Consider the following 16,292-nt stretch of genomic DNA (forward strand, 5'->3'; position numbering starts at 1 on the left):
CGCCTCGTTATGGCGTAACACTGTTTTAACAACGAGTCATTTAAGGATTTTCACATGCCCCTCTTGCAAATCAGCGAACCCGGTCAATCTACCGCGCCTCATCAACACCGACTTGCCGCAGGAATTGACTTGGGAACAACCAATTCACTCATTGCGACGGTCCGCAGTGGGATTGCCGAAACACTCCCCGACCAACAAGCACGGCATTTACTCCCTTCGGTTGTTCACTACGCAACGGATACGCAAACAGTCATTGGCTATGAGGCCTTAGCTTTTGCCAGTAGTGACCCGTTAAATACCATTGCGTCGGTTAAACGCCTAATGGGGCGCGGATTGCATGAAGTCAAAACGCTAGGAACACAACTACCTTATGATTTTATCGACCAACAAGGAATGCCACTATTACGCACGGTGAAAGGTGAACTAAGTCCCGTACAAATTTCTGCGGATATTTTGCGCAGTTTGAAACAACGGGCTGAAGCGACATTAGGCGGGGAATTGAGCGGTGTGGTTATTACCGTTCCTGCCTATTTTGATGACGCACAACGTCAAGCAACTAAAGACGCGGCAACATTGGCAGGGTTACAGTTACTCCGTTTACTCAATGAGCCTACCGCTGCAGCCGTTGCCTATGGTTTGGATAAAAAAGCCGAAGGCATCCATGCTATTTACGACTTGGGCGGCGGGACATTTGATATTTCTATCCTGCGTTTACATAAAGGCGTGTTTGAAGTAATGGCAACGGCGGGCGATTCTGCTCTAGGCGGCGATGATTTAGACCGCGAAATCGCGCGTTGGATAATGACGCAAGCAGGCATTGCCGATAACAGCACACAAGGACACATCCGCTATTTACTCGATAGCGCGAAAACCGCGAAAGAAGCTCTAACCATACAAGATAGTGTCATGTTAAACCTGACATTAAGCAACGGGCAACCATGGACTGGCGTTTTAAACCGTGAAACCTTGCATAGTCTAGTCGATACCTATATTCAAAAAACCCTGCTCCCTTGTCGTCGCGCACTGCGTGATGCAGGGATTACAATTGAAGATATTCATGAAGTTGTTATGGTCGGTGGTTCTACCCGTATGCCCCGTATTCGGGAAAAAGTCGCTGACTTTTTTCAACGTCAACCGCATGTTGATATAGACCCCGACAAAGTTGTCGCGATTGGTGCGGCGATTCAAGCAGATATTTTAGTGGGTAATAAACCTGATGATGACATGTTGTTATTGGATGTTATTCCACTTTCCTTAGGGCTAGAAACCATGGGCGGATTGGTAGAAAAAGTGATACCACGCAATACCACGCTACCAGTTGCCCGTGCGCAAGAATTCACCACCTTTAAAGATGGACAAACGGCAATGGCGGTGCATGTTGTACAGGGAGAACGTGATTTAGTCAGTGATTGCCGTTCACTTGCTCGTTTTGAATTGCGTGGTATTCCGCCAATGGTTGCAGGTGCTGCGCGTATTCGGGTAACTTTTCAAGTGGATGCTGATGGATTACTCAGCGTTTCTGCCCAAGAACAAACCACAAAAATTAAGAGTGAAATTAATGTTAAACCGTCTTATGGCTTGCAAGACGCGGATATTGAACGGATGTTAAAAGAAGCAATTTCTTATGCTGATTTAGATGCAAAAAAACGCACTTTGCGAGAACAACAAGTTGAAGCCGATAGGGTTATTAATGCCTTACGTGCCGCTTTACAAGCGGATGGACAGACCTTATTGAAACATCAAGAGTTCCTCGCCATCAATGTGGCATTAGACGAATTGCTAACCGTTGCTCAAGGAAATGAGCCTATGGTGATTAAACAAGCAATAGAAAAACTGGACAATCTAACACAAGAATTTGCAGCACGGCGGATGGATCAGGCAATTAAACACGCGATGCAAGGACACAAGATAAATGAATTTATGGAGGAAAATAAATAATGCCGAAAATAACCTTTTTACCGCATCCTGAATTATGTCCCGACGGTATCACCATTGAGGTTAGCACAGGGACCAGTGTTTTAGATGCGGCATTAGATAACCATGTCGCCTTAGAACATGCCTGTGACAAATCCTGTGCTTGCACCACTTGCCACATCATCATTCGTGAGGGGTTTGATTCCTTAACACCTGCGACTGATGAGGAAGAAGATTTATTAGATAAAGCGTGGGGACTAGAATCAGAATCCCGTTTAGGTTGTCAAGCGACCATTAAAATGGATGATTTAGTTGTAGAAATCCCTAAATATACAATAAATTACGCACGAGAAAATCACTAATATTTTTTGTGTGAGGGCGAGTTTACGCGCCCTCCATAACCAAGACAATTTTCCCTATATGTTGGTTACTTTCCATCAAACGGTGTGCGTCTGCGGCATGAGATAAGGGAAATGTTTTGTAAATAACGGGTTTTACCTGTCCTTTTTCGAGTAATGTCCAAACATTTTGTAATAACGCTTGGGCGATTTGTGCCTTTTGCGCTACGCTACGGGCGCGTAATGTTGACCCTGTTAAAGTCAGTCGTTTTAACATGATAGGCATAAAATCTAAGGTTACTTTACTCCCTGTTAAAAATGCAATTTGTACTAAACGCCCTTCTAAAGCCAACACCTTAATATTCTGGGCGATATAATCCCCGCCAACCATATCCAATACGACATTAACCCCTTGTCCAGCCGTTAGTTTTTTTACAACTTCAACAAAATCATGGGTGTGATAATTAATCACGTGATGCGCGCCTAACTCACGGCATACTTGACACTTCGCCTCATTACCTGCCGTAGCAATAACCGTTGCGCCGAAGGCTTTTGCTAATTGAATAGCGGTTGTTCCAATACCACTTGTGCCACCATGTACTAAAAAAGTTTCGCCAGCCTGTAATTTCGCGCGTTCAAAAATATTTGTCCAAACCGTAAAATACGTTTCAGGAATTGCTGCCGCACTGATAAAGTCTAAGCCTTGTGGAATAGGCAGGCATAATTCAACATCAGCAATGCAATATTCGGCATAGCCTCCCCCATTCACTAATGCACAAACGGGTTGATTTAACAAATTTTCGTCCACAGTTTCACCCACCGCAACGATTGTTCCTGCTACTTCTAGCCCCAAAACGGTGGATGCGCCTGCAGGGGGCGGGTAAAGCCCTTGACGTTGTAAAACATCAGGACGATTGACCCCAGCAGCAGCGACTTTAATTAAAACTTCGCCTGCTTTAGGAGCGGGAATCGTCTCATGTGCTAAAACTAACGCATCTGGCGTGTCTATTGGGTTTAGTTTGATATAGTTCATTAAATGTGTGGGGGATAGTGGCATAAAATCCTAGCAAGATGTGTTCGTGGGTAACGCTGAATTCGCCATTTAGTATGTCATTAAAACTAAGTAATAACGCAGTAATATAATGCGTATTGTTTGAACCCGTCATTTTACGGTTTACTGACGAAAGACTTCTCATAACCGATTATTCTTTTTTTGGTGTAAGATACTGACTAGTCTATTTCCTATTCTACAGCTTTGCGAAAAAAACGTGTTGCAAGACCACTTGCCAAACCTTGTTTATCTGTTAAAAGAGCTTACGCATTTACGTGCGGAAGTGCATTCTTTACGACAAGAAAAAGATGATTTAGAACTCTTGTTAGATACTATCGTTTGCCATTCTGACCATATTGAAGACATTTTAGCCAAACGTGCAAAAATGGTTTTACAAGATAAAAAGGATTTAGAACTCTTATTAGAAACCACAACCGAGCATTCTGATGCGGTTGCAAACGCCCTACAGCATAAAGCCAGTACCGCCGCACAAGAAGGCGAGCGAAAATTAGCCCAGTTTTTAGAAGCGGTTCCTGTGGGGGTTTTTGTTGTTGATGCGGTTGATAAACCTTATTACGCTAACGCCATGGCACGCCAACTGTTAGAAGGTAATATTATGTTGGCGGATGCAAATAGTCAATTTAAACATATTAATACGCTTGTAGAGCAAATTCTCGACTACAAAAGTTATTTAAAAACCCCTCGTTTGTCCTCCCATCCTAACGCGTTAAATTTTCATCACAATTCACAGGCTGTTTTGGGAACAGATTTTTTTCAAGGTTATAAAAGTAATACACAACAAGCTTATCCCCTCACACATCAGCCTTTATTGCGTGCATTGCAAGGGGAACGAGTTTATATTGATGATTTGGAAATTCAACTAGAAAACAGTATATTACCGTTAGAAGTTTGGGCAACTCCTATTTTTAACGAAAAACAAGAAGTATTGTATGCCATCGCCGTTTTTCAGGATATTAGCCAGCGTAAACAAGCTGAAGCAGAACGCATTCGTTTAGCACAAGAACGCGAGGCAAAAGATGCGGCATTGCGCATGAATGCTTTATTAGCGCAAGAAATCCAAGAGCGACGGAGGGCAGAAGCAGAATTAGCTAAGGCAAATCAGGAGTTACAACGGCTTGCTAGTTTAGATGGTTTAACACAATTGGCAAATCGACGACGGTTTGATGAATATTTAGACCAAGAATGGCGACGCGCAGTGCGTGAAGATGTGCCACTTTCCTTAATCTTGTGTGATGTGGATTTTTTTAAACGCTATAACGACACTTATGGTCATCAAGCAGGCGATGATTGTTTACGACAGGTTGCAATGGCAATGAGTCAAGCCGTTAAACGTCCTGCGGATTTAGTCGCACGTTATGGTGGGGAAGAATTCGCCGTTATTTTGCCTAATACGCATACGGATGGCGCGAAAACGGTCGCCCAAAATATTGCTGATGCCGTTAAAGCCTTATGTTTAGAACACCGTGCATCGACAGTTCAACCGATTGTAACCTTGAGTGTAGGCGTTGCGGGTATTTACCCCAGTCGTGGACAATCCAGCATCTTTTTGATTAAAACCGCTGATGAAGCCCTTTATTTAGCCAAGAATGCGGGCAGAAACCAAGTTTTTACCCGAGCGATTCAGTTAGAAAACAGTTAGGGTACACCAACCACTCGCAGTAAGCGTTCAATAAACATATCCGTAGAAATAGCATCCGCTTCTGCTTCAAATGAAAGCAGTAAACGATGGCGTAAAATATCAGGTAATACGGTTTGAATATGCGCAGGTGTTACGTACTTTTCCCCCGCTAACCATGCGCAAGCCCGCGCACAATGTACTAGGGCAATGCTCGCACGGGGTGATGCGCCAAAACGTTGCCAACGGTGTAAATCCTTGTCATACGCTAAAGGTTCGCGACTCGCGCGGACAATGTCCACAATATATTCTTTTAAGCGTGGGTCTATATACACTTGCATAACCGCATCACGCGCGGCGAATACATCCGCTTGGCTTAAATGATAAGCGGGTGTACTGCGTGTTGTTGGTGCGTTTTGTTCGTGTAATTCAATAATGGCTAATTCTTCAGCACGACTGGGATAGCTTACTTTAACGTAGAGTAAAAAGCGGTCTAACTGCGCTTCTGGTAAGGTATAAGTTCCTTCATGTTCCACAGGATTTTGTGTGGCTAATACCATGAATAAATTGGGTAAACGATAGGTTGTTTGTCCTACAGTAATTTGGCGTTCTGCCATTGCTTCTAATAATGCGGATTGAACTTTTGGCGGGGCGCGATTGATTTCATCGGCTAATAAAACGTTGTGAAACAAAGGCCCCGGGCGAAAGGTAAATTCCCCTGTTTCTTGCTGATAAATATCCGTACCGACTAAATCCGCTGGTAATAAATCGGGGGTAAATTGAATGCGATGAAACTCACCTTCAATTGCGGTTGCTAAACTTTTGACAGCCGTTGTTTTTGCTAAACCCGGCATCCCTTCTACTAAAATGTGTCCATCACTGAGTAAGGCAATCAACATACTATTCACTAAGTGATGTTGTCCGATAATCTGTTGTTCCAAACTTTGACGCAGGGTGTTAAATACGCTCACGTCCATTGTTTATTTACTCCTTAGAATATATCAACTTATGAGGACAACTAGTATTTTTTTGCCTAAAAACGGTCTGAATCAGGATTTTCAGAATGGAAAGTATTTGATAGGTGTACACAATGCAACACCTATCATTTAGATTACTTCAACGGATAAACTCAATATGTTGGGGTATAAGGGAATGAAGAATGGTGTAAATTGATGAGCAGGTTATCATCCACGCCACGTTTATAACCAAAAGTAAATTCTACTTTGGCTTCTTTATCCGTTTTTGCGTCGGTGAAATAATAATTTCCCATTGCAATGGCAGAATCCGAATCGATAATAATGTCTTTATTTTCAAAACGAACATTTGTCCACGGTTGGATTGCAAAACCATGATCTTCAGGAATTACACCTGAGATAAAATAAGAAATGGCTTCTTCTTTGGTCAATCGAAATTGTTGTTGTGACGCTTTTGTTGGTTTGAATAAAACCTCGCCTTCATGATAACCATAGAGGGTTTCTACGGTTTTTGTGGCAACGGCTTTATAGTCTTCTTTTGCTACATAAGCCTTACCGATAGCAACAATTGCCTCTCCCCACGTTTTTTGTGCGGCTAATACTTCTTCTTCTGTAATCGGTTTTGCCGCCATAGCGACGGTGGAAATCGCTAATAATAAGGAGCTAATTAATAGTTTTAATTGCATCAGATTTCTCCTCTATTTTACGGAAAGTGGTACAGCTATATCATAGATTTTGGTATAAAAATATGTGCTATGACGCATTACGTGCTAAAAGATAGCATGATGAGTGTACTAGAACTAATCAACTATATCGATAGCAGCTACTATAGAAATAACCTATTATTTTAACGGTTATAAACTTAATGTTATTAATGCAAAACAAGCGGGGGAAATATGATTAAAAATCTATTTTTTGTCTTATTAGGTTCTTTATTATTGACAGCGTGTAATCAAAGTACCTCGAGTAACAATGAAATATCTCACATTGAAACTGCACCCAAAGTAGGTAGCGTAAGCGTAACGGAGAGTTTTAATCGTGGACAGCCACAGCCTGCTAGTATTCCAGCAGATTATCGTCCCCCACTTGAAGACCGCGAAAAATATGCACATGTGAGCGATAATCCGATTAAATCCGCTAAAGAACAACCCGTTTCAACTTTTAGTATTGATGTTGATACAGGGAGTTATAGCAATATTCGCCGTTTTCTCAATCAGGGCAGTTTACCCAATCCTGATGCGGTACGTGTAGAAGAAATGCTGAATTATTTCACCTACAACTATCCTTATCCTGTTTCTACTACACCGCCGTTTAAAGTGACCACCGAATTTGCACCTGCTGCATGGAATCCGAAAACGCATATTTTATTAATTGGAATACAAGGTTACGATGTTCCGCGCGCCCAATTACCGCCCGCAAATTTAGTCTTTTTAATCGACGTATCAGGTTCTATGAACAGCCCTGATAAATTAGGACTATTAAAATCCGCGTTGCAATTACTTGCTGAATCCCTCACAGCAAAAGACCGTGTATCTATTGTTGTTTATGCGGGCGCGTCGGGCGTGGTGCTAGAACCAACCGCAGGCAACGAAACGGCAACCATTAACGCAGCACTACAGCGTTTAGTTGCAGGTGGTTCAACGAATGGTGGCGAGGGGATACAACTCGCGTATGCAATGGCGCAACAAGCCTATATTCCTAATGGTATTAATCGTATTTTATTGGCAACAGATGGGGACTTTAACGTAGGCACAACCGATTTTGAAGCCTTGAAAAGTTTAGTGAGTGAAAAACGCAAAAGTGGTATTGCATTAACAACACTCGGATTTGGCACGGGTAATTATAATGACCAACTGATGGAACAACTTGCAGATGCAGGTAATGGACATTATGCGTATATCGACACCCTGAATGAGGCGCGCAAAGTGCTTGTTGATGAAGTGTCTTCAACGCTACAAATCATTGCTAAAGATGTCAAAATTCAGATTGAATTTAATCCCGCACAAGTTGCGGAATATCGCCTAATTGGTTATGAAAATCGGGTATTAGCGCGTGAAGATTTTAGTAATGATAAAGTGGACGCGGGCGAAATTGGTGCGGGGCATCGTGTGACTGCTTTATATGAAGTGACCTTGCAAGGCAGCGGTGGGGAACGTTTAGAAAGTTTGCGCTATAACGAAACTAAATCACAAGGTGCTATGAGTAATGCAGAAATCGCTTTTTTACGCCTGCGCTATAAAATGCCAAATGCCGAGAAAAGTGAGTTGCTCGAATTTCCCATTTCTTCTACGTTGTTAAATAAAAACGTGAGCAATACCAGCGAAAATTTCCGCTTTGCGAGTGCTGTTGTCGCATTTGGACAGCTCTTGCGCGGTGGAAAATACACAGAACATTTTGGCTATGATGATGTGCTTGCACTTGCCCAAGCAGCAAAAGGGCTTGATGAGTTTGGCTATCGGAATGAATTTATTAATCTGGTAAAACTGGCAAAATCACTGAGTACCCGCAGTTTGGAAAAGGAATAAATAAATAATAAAGCTGAATAGGAGGGGCGAATTGACTCGCCTTTTCTAAAGGGTTTATCCATATTATCTAGCTGATAAAATACAATAAATTATCAATATATGCATTAGGAGATATGCACGATGGTATTGGTTTTAATGCTACTCGCTTTTTTTGTTGCATTGGTCTTAACCCGACAGTTTACGCATCCTGACACTTTTTTATATGTAGTCAATGTCCCTAATCAACGCTCATTACATACACGTCCAACTCCTATCACTGGCGGAGTCGCTTTTTTATCAGGGTTTGCTGTTGCAATGTTCATTACTTATTTTTTTTATACAGAAATTTCAACGGATTTATTATGGATTTATTTTGGCGCGTTATTAATTGCCTTTATCTCTTTTTTAGATGATTGTTATGAATTATCTGCTTTAAAACGCCTTATTATCCATATTATTGCAACCATTTTATTGCTATCTCAAGGCGGTTATTGGTTAACCCATTTATTATTACCCAATGTTGCATGGTTACTGCCTAAAAGTTTGCAAGTTGTTGTGTCGTTATTTTTTGTTGTGTGGATGATTAATTTATATAACTTTATGGATGGGATGGATGGTTTTGCGGGCGGAATGGCGATTGTTGGCTTTGGAGCGTTTGCCATTTTGGGCGGTTTAAAGGGTGATATGGTTTTTATGCTGGTTAATTTATTATTAATCAGTGCAATAGCGGGTTTTTTAGTATTCAATTTTCCGCCTGCAAAGATTTTTATGGGTGATACAGGTTCATCTACACTTGGGTTTCTTGTCGCTGCCTTAAGTTTGTGGGGGCAACGTTATGGAATTTTTCCGTTATGGATTGCGGTGTTAATTTTCTCCCCTTTTATTGTTGATGCCACCGTCACTTTATTTAAACGCTTATTTCGGGGGGAAAAGATATGGCAAGCACATAAAAGTCATTATTATCAAAAGCTAGTACAATTAGGCTGGGGGCATAAACGCACGGTATTGACAGAGTATGGTTTGATGAGTGCGTGTAGCATATCTGCGTTAATTGCACTCTATTTTCCGCCTACCACACAATGGATATTAATTATTGCGTGGTGTGTTATTTATATCTTCCTAATGTATTTGGTTTTTTTATTAGAAAAACAGGCGGCACTAAAGAAATTAACGGGTTTCTAACTCGGCAAATAATTGTTTAAATGCTTCTGTAATTTTATGGTCGTGGGCGAAATGTATCAGAGGCATTGCCGCTTGATGAGATTCGCGCACTTTAACCGAGCTAATCAAGCGCGTATTTAATACGGGCTGTCCTTCACTGATTAATTCATCAACTAATTGGGTCGGTAATTTGGCGCGTGGTTGAAATTGGTTGACAATAATCCCTTCAATTCGTAAACGGTCATTATGGTCTTGTTGAATTTCGCGCACATTATCGCTTAGTGAATACAAGGCACGACGGGAAAAGTCATCACAATCAAAAGGAATTAAACAGCGGTCAGCAGCGATTAATGCTGATTGTGTATAAAAATTCAGTGCGGGCGGGGTGTCTATAAAAATCTGGTCATACTCTTGTAGCAAGGTTTTTAATGCGTCACGCAGTTTATAAATTTTGTGGCGTGATTCTAATTTGCTTTCTAAATAGCTAAGGTTTGCATTGGCGGGCAACACGCTCAAATTTTCATACGGCGTAGGATGAATAAACGCGGTAATCTTTTTTTCTTGAAAAGTAAAAGTTAATAATTGTTCAAAAAAGGTTGTGATACCTTGTGTCTCTTCAGTCAGTTGTTTACCCAATAAGTAGTAACTAGAATTCGCTTGTGCATCTAAATCAATAACTAAGGTTCTATAACCTTTAGTAGCACTGATAGCGGCTAGATTACACGTAATGGTAGATTTTCCAACCCCGCCTTTTTGATTAAAAATAACTCGCAACATGTTGCTGTTCTCCATCATTGATTTTTTATTGTTGCTATAGCATAACTTACCTTATTAAGCATTGCATGTTCTTCGCCTCATCGCTTTAGATTACCTGCAAAACAAGACGGTCAATTTTATAGGTAAATAATATTATGAAAAGCAATAAGCAACGCCGTTTAGAAATTAAAGCTAACCGTTTAAAACAGGCTAAAAAACAGCAAAAAAAACTTATTGCTATACCCGTGCCTTTACCAAAGGGTGCAATCCTCGCTAATCCACAAGCACTAGCACATAACCATACTTATGGGATATTACCCACTTATTATCTTGACCGTCCTTTTACTTGTCGTGACTGTGGCGTTGTTGAAGTATGGACAGCTAAACAACAGCGTTGGTGGTATGAAATTGCAAAGGGTAATATCAATTCTCGTGCAGTACGTTGTTCTGCTTGTCGTCACAAAATCCGTGAACAGAAACGCTTACAGCGAGAACACATGGATGAAAAATCAAGTAATATCAAAAAGCAAAACTGTTAAGCAGTTCATTCTATTAATTTCATGATTATCTTTATGAAAGTAAGCAACCCAGTATTAATAAAATCCCAACGGTAGTATGGGTGATTAAGGTTAGGGGAATAGCTGGAATAAGTTGGTATTGCCAGAGTTTTAGGCAAGCTAAACTGGCAGGTATAACGGCAAGTAGGGCTAAATGGCAGTAAACAGGGATGGGCGCACTGAGAATGCCGAGAAATCCTAGCGTGAAAAGGATAGGTAAGCCGTAACGTGCGCGTTGCGCGCCTAAACGAGCAGGAAGGGTTAATTTACCACTGGTTTTATCGGCATTAATATCGGGAATGGAATTTATCCACAGGATGCTCGCGGCAAAAATACCAATAATTCCACCTAACCACCATGCGGCTTGTGGGATAGTCCCTAGCTGAATCCAAACAGTACCCGCAACAGGTAAAAGTCCAAAACACAGGGTAATGACGATATCGCCTAAGCCACGACAGGCTAAACAGGGCGGAGCAGAATAGAAAACGGCAAGTAACGCGCCAACGAAACCAAATAGTAGCAAGATGGGACTTGTGAGAAAAACCATGTGTAATCCAAGTATTGCCCCTGCTGTCAGCAGAGCTATGCCTAGCCATTTGGTTTCTTCGGCACTTAAAACGGCATTTTGGATAAAACGGCTTCCCCCCGAAAAAGGGAAAATGCGTTGTTGATTACATGCGTCTGTGCCGTTATGTGCGTCGCAGTAGTCGTTTAATACATTTGCACCCGCATGAATACAAATGATGGCGAGTAGGGTAAATAGCGCGAGTGAAAAGTTGAAAGCTTGTTGTTGCCACGCAATGGCTAGACCAATACAGACAGGTGCAAGCGATGCGGTAAAAAAAGCAGGGCGAGTGGCGACAAACCATGTTAAGAGTCGATTTGTCCATGTTGTGCCGTGATATACATCTATATTGGGTTCGAGCATTGTTGATTTAGTCCAAACGGTTATGGCAGAGGAAAGCTAGAGCCGTATAATTCTATCCATTCCATTGCGGCATCTTGGGTGCTTAAATGTCTGCCTTGTTTTTCTAGCATGTTACGATAACGTTCTATTTGGCACACTTGTTCTACCATTCGTGTTTGAAACGCATCTTCTTGGCAAATAAATTCCACACCCACATCGTAATATTTTGGTTGTTCTCGACACCATACGACACGCCCAACCGTTTCAAAAGGCGGGATGACATGTGGCACTCTCACCCGCAAAGTTGTTCCCATAGGAAAAAAATGTTTTGCTTTAAAAGCCAACCCGCCCAAACTCACATTGGATAAGGGTTCTTGCTCACATTTTATGGGTGCATTTTCGTTCCAAACTTCAATAGGTATATCTGTAGGATGACGAATAAATTTTCGTGCATGTACTTTGTTATGTTCAGTCATTGAAACACTCCTAACCGTTTTTTCAATGAAAAGGGATAATAAAAACGATATGTTCTGATAAAACGGGGCATACATTTAATTAAGAGCTTATCATCTATTGTTTGTCTGTATAGACGGGTATTAGCCTATTGTGGAACAAAACCATACACGATTTTTATGAAACCACCGTTATATTTTACAAGTATTAGTCTTATTCTCTTTGGCGTAATGGGTTTAAGCATTGCTGTTGGGAGTATTAATATTCCCATTGAGACTGTTATTCGCATTTTACTAGCAAAGTTGTACTTTCCCGTTTTATTACAAGATATATCTGATACACAACAAGTTATTATTTGGCAGATTCGGTTACCACGTGTTTTAGTTGCGGGATTAGTGGGAGCAGCCTTAGCTGTTGCAGGTGTACAAATGCAGGGGTTATTCCAAAATCCCTTGGCTTCACCTGATATTATTGGGGTAAGTTCAGGCGGGGCATTGGGTGCAGTCACCGCTATTTCTTTAGGATTAACGACGCAATCACTATTTTTTCTACCTTTTTTCGCATTTATCGGGGCGTTTGTTACCTTATTCAGCGTTTATGCACTTGCTAGCTATCATGGGCGCACACCACTCACAACGCTGTTATTAGCAGGTGTTGCTTGTAATACATTAATTGGGGCGATGATGTCTTTGCTCATCAGTTTTGCATGGGTGGAATATGAGGTTGCACGCACGATTATTTTTTGGATGATGGGGAGTTTAGATAGTCGTTTATGGATTCATGTTTGGCTGGCTTTACCGTCTTTTATCATAGGTTTAAGTATTGCGATGTTTTATCGCCGAGAATTGGATATTTTACTCATGGGACAAGAAACCGCTTATGCGTTGGGGGTAGAAGTGGAGCAGGTAAAACGCATTTTATTAACCAGTGCAGCATTGTTGACAGGCACAGCCGTTGCAGTCAGTGGCATGATAGGTTTTATTGGTTTGGTTGTACCCCATATTGTGCGCTTATTGATTGGTGCAAAACATCAGCAATTATTACCTGCTAGCGCGCTAACGGGTGCGGTGTTTTTAATCAGTGCGGACTTGTTGGCGCGAACAATACACCGTCCTCAAGAAATTCAATTAGGGATTTTAACAGCAATATTGGGCGCGCCTTTTTTCTTATGGCTATTGTTACACCATAAACGGCAGATGGCATAAAATAGGGATAAGGCTGAATCAGAAGTTATTGATTTTTCAGAATTAGTTAGTGTTAGCAGAATTAAAAATCGTCATTTGCCTAAATTGTCTAAATCTTTTAATGCTGGAAAGTCGGATTCAGCACATTTTTAAAAATCAATACAACGTCCTGATTTTTCCCAATCACCAAAACGGGTTGGTTCTGGGCGGTTCTCACTGCCCGCATATTCTGGTGGTAATGGTTGCGGGGCGGTGATAACGGATTGTTGTAGTAAATATCGTAAGTGTTCTATAACAGGTTCTGTCTTTGGACGCACACCACGCCATAAGTAAAAAGACTCAGCGGCCTGTTCCACTAACATGCCTAACCCATCACGCGCACAAATTGCCCCGTGTTCTAATGCCCATTGTACAAACGGTGTGCGGGTTGCTGCATACATCATGTCATAACACCAGCCGCGTTTAGCAGGGATAATATTGTCAGGTAATGGGGGTAATTCGCCTTGCAAACTGGCAGATGTACCGTTGATAATAATATCAAACTGTTGCCCTGCTAATGCGTCATAAGTACAGGCACTAAGCGGTTCTATTTCTGCAAATAAGCTAACAAGGACTTGTGCTTTTTCTAGGGTACGATTTGCAATAACACAACTTGCGGGTTTTTCGGCTAAAATTGGCTCTAAGACACCACGCACCGCCCCGCCCGCACCTAATAGTAAAATACGTTGTCCTGTTAAGGATTTACCCTGATTTTGGGTTAAATCGCGGACTAGACCAACGCCATCTGTATTATCGCCCCAACTTTCACCCTGTTGATTAAAACCAATGGTATTTACGGCACCTGCCCGTTTTGCACGTTCACTACGATGTTGTACAAATTCCCATGCTGCTTGTTTAAAGGGAACTGTAACATTTAAACCTTTACCACCATTAGCACGAAACGCATTAACAGCGGTAGCAAATGCACCACTGCTGGTATCAATTAGCAAGGCTTCATAATGGATTGCTTGTTGGGTTTGTTTGGCAAATTCAGTGTGAATAAGAGGGGATTTACTGTGCGCAATTGGATTGCCAACCACAAGATAATGGTCTAGGGATATATCGTGCATAACAACCTTTGTTATAAATTGAGGGTAAGTGCGAGCGTGATTAAGCGGTAGTGCTAGGGCAGTAAAGATTTATTGTGAGACCATTGATAAAACAATATAAATCCCCCGTTAAACGGGGGTATTTTTACGCTCATCCTAATGGTGTTAGCACTACCAAATAGGCTATTACGCTGTACAACGGGCTAAACGGAATGCACGCCAACTGATGAGGAAAGAGATAAATAAAATAATGTATTGAAATGCGGTCAACCATGCTTGTGTGGCTTTAACCTTATCATACACAGGTTCATTAGATGCGCTGGCTTCATGTTTGGCATGTTCAGCGGTTGGTGTTGCCTCATGCACGGCGACATGTTCCGTCTCTGTGGTGTTGTGCGCACTTTCCTGACTTGCTGTTTCCATTTTAGTCGTCTCGGCGGAAAGAGCTGGTTGCTTGTCTTCATGCTTACTCATCATCGCTTCGTGCGAAGTATCGCTATGATGTTGTGCGTGCATAGCTGTCATGACAGGCGCGCATATCGTTTGTAAATCAAGATTGCTATAGTGGAGAAAATTTGAAATGCCAAGACCCAATGCAATAAATTGGATACTGATTAGATAATATAAACGCTTATCTGCTTTAGGATTTTTTTGTAACCAGTTGAGAGTAATCAGCGTAATAAAATACCATATTAACAGCAGGATAAACGATTCTGCATTGAGAATACTGCCGATAAATGCACCCACAATGGTAAAGCTAATCAGGAAGAAAAATAATACTTTTGGGTGGTCATAAGGTAAGGCTTGTTTTTTCAGACTGACTACCGTCAATAGGGTGATTAATGCCCAGATGGTAATAAAAATGACGGGCCATAGTCCCATGAGTGATTCGATATGATAACTACTATAAGCAAATACCAACATTACCAGAAAAAAATGAGTGGGCGTGCCATAGTCTGCTGTTTTTTGCACTGTCATAATGACTCCATAACGCGGGGAAAAATAGTTGTTTTTAGTCCTTTTATGAAGCGTTGTTTGCTACGCTTACATTCGCACATTTGCATTTTAACCGATTCTTACCTTATACACGTATATTCATGAGTTATCCTAAAAAAGCAATTACGTTAGCAATGACAGGCGCGTCGGGCGCGTTGTATGGCTTGCGTTTATTAGAAATATTAGTGCAAACAGGGCAAACGGTGTATTTACTCTTATCACCACCTGCTCATATTGTTTTAAAAATGGAGATTAATTTATCTTTGCCCCGCCGTGCAAATGATATAGCGCGTGTTTTAAGTGAACGTTATCACGCCCAAGCAGGACAAATTCAGGTATTTGGTGAACAACAATGGACAGCACCTGTTGCCAGTGGCAGTGCTTTGGCGCGGGCAATGGTTATTTGTCCTTGTACCAATGGCACGTTAGCAGGTATCGCCAGCGGATTAAGCCGTAATTTGATTGAGCGGGCGGCAGATGTCATGTTAAAAGAACAACGTAAGTTAATTCTTGTTCACCGAGAAACCCCGTTATCGATTATTCAGCTTGAAAATATGTTGCGTTTAGCACGGGCTGGGGCTTTAATTTTGCCAGCGAATCCCGGTTTTTATCATTCACCAACCCAGATAAATGAATTAGTTGATTTTATTGTTGCCCGCATTTTAGATCATTTGGATATTGAACATCAATTGTCTGCCCGTTGGGGGGAAACAACTTATTTTGATGAATAGTCACTGTTGATAAGGTGAAATGTCACTGTAATGATGAAAACC

General features: G+C 41.5%; 16 protein-coding genes. 8 read left to right on the top strand and 8 right to left on the bottom strand.

Features of this window, described 5'->3' with window-relative positions; all coding sequences use genetic code 11:
* Positions 1 to 54: 54 nt before the first annotated feature.
* Together hscA and fdx are read left to right on the top strand one after the other, a co-directional pair.
* Positions 55 to 1,938, top strand: coding sequence for a Fe-S protein assembly chaperone HscA (gene hscA, locus AL038_RS15745; protein ID WP_062154423.1), 1,884 nt, complete (start codon positions 55 to 57; stop codon positions 1,936 to 1,938).
* Positions 1,938 to 2,276: an ISC system 2Fe-2S type ferredoxin gene (gene fdx, locus AL038_RS15750; RefSeq protein ID WP_062154424.1), complete on the top strand. Its 339-nt coding sequence runs from the start codon at positions 1,938 to 1,940 to the stop codon at positions 2,274 to 2,276. The genes hscA and fdx overlap by 1 nt, the downstream gene beginning before the upstream one ends.
* Before the next feature lie 22 nt (positions 2,277 to 2,298).
* On the opposite strand, the gene AL038_RS15755 is transcribed toward fdx, so the two are convergent.
* Positions 2,299 to 3,309 carry an NAD(P)H-quinone oxidoreductase gene (locus AL038_RS15755; RefSeq protein WP_201800100.1) on the bottom strand — a complete coding sequence of 337 codons (1,011 nt, stop codon included), beginning with the start codon at positions 3,307 to 3,309 and terminating at the stop codon, positions 2,299 to 2,301.
* 211 nt (positions 3,310 to 3,520) lie between these two features.
* Here AL038_RS15755 and AL038_RS15760 point away from each other — a divergent pair, with 211 nt between their 5' ends.
* Positions 3,521 to 4,963 (top strand): sensor domain-containing diguanylate cyclase, encoded by a 1,443-nt coding sequence (locus AL038_RS15760; protein WP_062154425.1) that lies wholly within the window; start codon positions 3,521 to 3,523, stop codon positions 4,961 to 4,963.
* Here the strand turns inward: AL038_RS15760 and AL038_RS15765 are convergent.
* Both AL038_RS15765 and AL038_RS15770 read right to left on the bottom strand, forming a co-directional pair.
* Positions 4,960 to 5,916 carry an AAA family ATPase gene (locus AL038_RS15765; RefSeq protein WP_062154426.1) on the bottom strand — a complete coding sequence of 319 codons (957 nt, stop codon included), beginning with the start codon at positions 5,914 to 5,916 and terminating at the stop codon, positions 4,960 to 4,962. The genes AL038_RS15760 and AL038_RS15765 overlap by 4 nt on opposite strands.
* Before the next feature lie 152 nt (positions 5,917 to 6,068).
* Entirely contained in the window at positions 6,069 to 6,599 is a 531-nt protein-coding gene (locus AL038_RS15770) for a hypothetical protein (RefSeq protein ID WP_062154427.1), read from the bottom strand.
* A 210-nt stretch (positions 6,600 to 6,809) separates the two neighbouring features.
* Here AL038_RS15770 and AL038_RS15775 point away from each other — a divergent pair, with 210 nt between their 5' ends.
* Entirely contained in the window at positions 6,810 to 8,438 is a 1,629-nt protein-coding gene (locus AL038_RS15775; RefSeq protein WP_062154429.1) for a vWA domain-containing protein, read from the top strand.
* A gap of 120 nt (positions 8,439 to 8,558) precedes the next feature.
* Complete coding sequence (locus AL038_RS15780) at positions 8,559 to 9,599, top strand: MraY family glycosyltransferase (RefSeq protein WP_062154431.1); 1,041 nt, start codon at positions 8,559 to 8,561, stop codon at positions 9,597 to 9,599.
* Here AL038_RS15780 and AL038_RS15785 read toward each other — a convergent pair.
* Positions 9,585 to 10,355: a ParA family protein gene (locus AL038_RS15785; RefSeq protein WP_062154433.1), complete on the bottom strand. Its 771-nt coding sequence runs from the start codon at positions 10,353 to 10,355 to the stop codon at positions 9,585 to 9,587. The two genes, AL038_RS15780 and AL038_RS15785, sit on opposite strands and share 15 nt — an antisense overlap.
* A 134-nt stretch (positions 10,356 to 10,489) precedes the next feature.
* Between AL038_RS15785 and AL038_RS15790 the strand changes: the two genes are divergently transcribed.
* Positions 10,490 to 10,873 carry a zinc-ribbon domain containing protein gene (locus AL038_RS15790; protein ID WP_062154435.1) on the top strand — a complete coding sequence of 128 codons (384 nt, stop codon included), beginning with the start codon at positions 10,490 to 10,492 and terminating at the stop codon, positions 10,871 to 10,873.
* 31 nt (positions 10,874 to 10,904) lie between these two features.
* On the opposite strand, the gene AL038_RS15795 is transcribed toward AL038_RS15790, so the two are convergent.
* Together AL038_RS15795 and AL038_RS15800 are read right to left on the bottom strand one after the other, a co-directional pair.
* A complete protein-coding gene (locus AL038_RS15795) occupies positions 10,905 to 11,819 on the bottom strand; it encodes a prenyltransferase (RefSeq protein ID WP_062154436.1) in 915 nt (304 codons plus the stop codon).
* Between the two features lie 20 nt (positions 11,820 to 11,839).
* Positions 11,840 to 12,274, bottom strand: coding sequence for a PilZ domain-containing protein (locus AL038_RS15800; protein WP_062154438.1), 435 nt, complete (start codon positions 12,272 to 12,274; stop codon positions 11,840 to 11,842).
* Between the two features lie 156 nt (positions 12,275 to 12,430).
* Between AL038_RS15800 and AL038_RS15805 the strand changes: the two genes are divergently transcribed.
* Positions 12,431 to 13,456 carry a FecCD family ABC transporter permease gene (locus AL038_RS15805; RefSeq protein WP_062154440.1) on the top strand — a complete coding sequence of 342 codons (1,026 nt, stop codon included), beginning with the start codon at positions 12,431 to 12,433 and terminating at the stop codon, positions 13,454 to 13,456.
* A gap of 128 nt (positions 13,457 to 13,584) precedes the next feature.
* On the opposite strand, the gene aroE is transcribed toward AL038_RS15805, so the two are convergent.
* Both aroE and AL038_RS15815 read right to left on the bottom strand, forming a co-directional pair.
* Positions 13,585 to 14,544 carry a shikimate dehydrogenase gene (aroE, locus tag AL038_RS15810; protein ID WP_062154442.1) on the bottom strand — a complete coding sequence of 320 codons (960 nt, stop codon included), beginning with the start codon at positions 14,542 to 14,544 and terminating at the stop codon, positions 13,585 to 13,587.
* 165 nt (positions 14,545 to 14,709) lie between these two features.
* A complete protein-coding gene (locus AL038_RS15815) occupies positions 14,710 to 15,501 on the bottom strand; it encodes a hypothetical protein (protein WP_062154445.1) in 792 nt (263 codons plus the stop codon).
* Positions 15,502 to 15,620: 119 nt separating this feature from the next.
* Between AL038_RS15815 and AL038_RS15820 the strand changes: the two genes are divergently transcribed.
* Positions 15,621 to 16,250, top strand: a complete 630-nt coding sequence (locus tag AL038_RS15820) for a UbiX family flavin prenyltransferase (protein WP_062154447.1) — start codon at positions 15,621 to 15,623, stop codon at positions 16,248 to 16,250.
* Positions 16,251 to 16,292: the final 42 nt, after the last annotated feature.

This window comes from Beggiatoa leptomitoformis (genome assembly GCF_001305575.3).
GTDB lineage: Bacteria > Pseudomonadota > Gammaproteobacteria > Beggiatoales > Beggiatoaceae > Beggiatoa > Beggiatoa leptomitoformis.

What these genes read in the sequence shown, in the direction of transcription:
- aroE (WP_062154442.1), bottom strand. Translation starts at nt 14,544, where the DNA reads ATGCACGATATATCCCTAGACCATTATCTTGTGGTTGGCAATCCAATT.
- AL038_RS15780 (WP_062154431.1), top strand. Translation starts at nt 8,559, where the DNA reads ATGGTATTGGTTTTAATGCTACTCGCTTTTTTTGTTGCATTGGTCTTA.
- AL038_RS15765 (WP_062154426.1), bottom strand. Translation starts at nt 5,916, where the DNA reads ATGGACGTGAGCGTATTTAACACCCTGCGTCAAAGTTTGGAACAACAG.
- AL038_RS15770 (WP_062154427.1), bottom strand. Translation starts at nt 6,599, where the DNA reads ATGCAATTAAAACTATTAATTAGCTCCTTATTATTAGCGATTTCCACC.
- hscA (WP_062154423.1), top strand. Translation starts at nt 55, where the DNA reads ATGCCCCTCTTGCAAATCAGCGAACCCGGTCAATCTACCGCGCCTCAT.
- fdx (WP_062154424.1), top strand. Translation starts at nt 1,938, where the DNA reads ATGCCGAAAATAACCTTTTTACCGCATCCTGAATTATGTCCCGACGGT.
- AL038_RS15775 (WP_062154429.1), top strand. Translation starts at nt 6,810, where the DNA reads ATGATTAAAAATCTATTTTTTGTCTTATTAGGTTCTTTATTATTGACA.
- AL038_RS15755 (WP_201800100.1), bottom strand. Translation starts at nt 3,309, where the DNA reads ATGCCACTATCCCCCACACATTTAATGAACTATATCAAACTAAACCCA.
- AL038_RS15805 (WP_062154440.1), top strand. Translation starts at nt 12,431, where the DNA reads ATGAAACCACCGTTATATTTTACAAGTATTAGTCTTATTCTCTTTGGC.
- AL038_RS15815 (WP_062154445.1), bottom strand. Translation starts at nt 15,501, where the DNA reads ATGACAGTGCAAAAAACAGCAGACTATGGCACGCCCACTCATTTTTTT.
- AL038_RS15800 (WP_062154438.1), bottom strand. Translation starts at nt 12,274, where the DNA reads ATGACTGAACATAACAAAGTACATGCACGAAAATTTATTCGTCATCCT.
- AL038_RS15820 (WP_062154447.1), top strand. Translation starts at nt 15,621, where the DNA reads ATGAGTTATCCTAAAAAAGCAATTACGTTAGCAATGACAGGCGCGTCG.
- AL038_RS15785 (WP_062154433.1), bottom strand. Translation starts at nt 10,355, where the DNA reads ATGTTGCGAGTTATTTTTAATCAAAAAGGCGGGGTTGGAAAATCTACC.
- AL038_RS15795 (WP_062154436.1), bottom strand. Translation starts at nt 11,819, where the DNA reads ATGCTCGAACCCAATATAGATGTATATCACGGCACAACATGGACAAAT.
- AL038_RS15790 (WP_062154435.1), top strand. Translation starts at nt 10,490, where the DNA reads ATGAAAAGCAATAAGCAACGCCGTTTAGAAATTAAAGCTAACCGTTTA.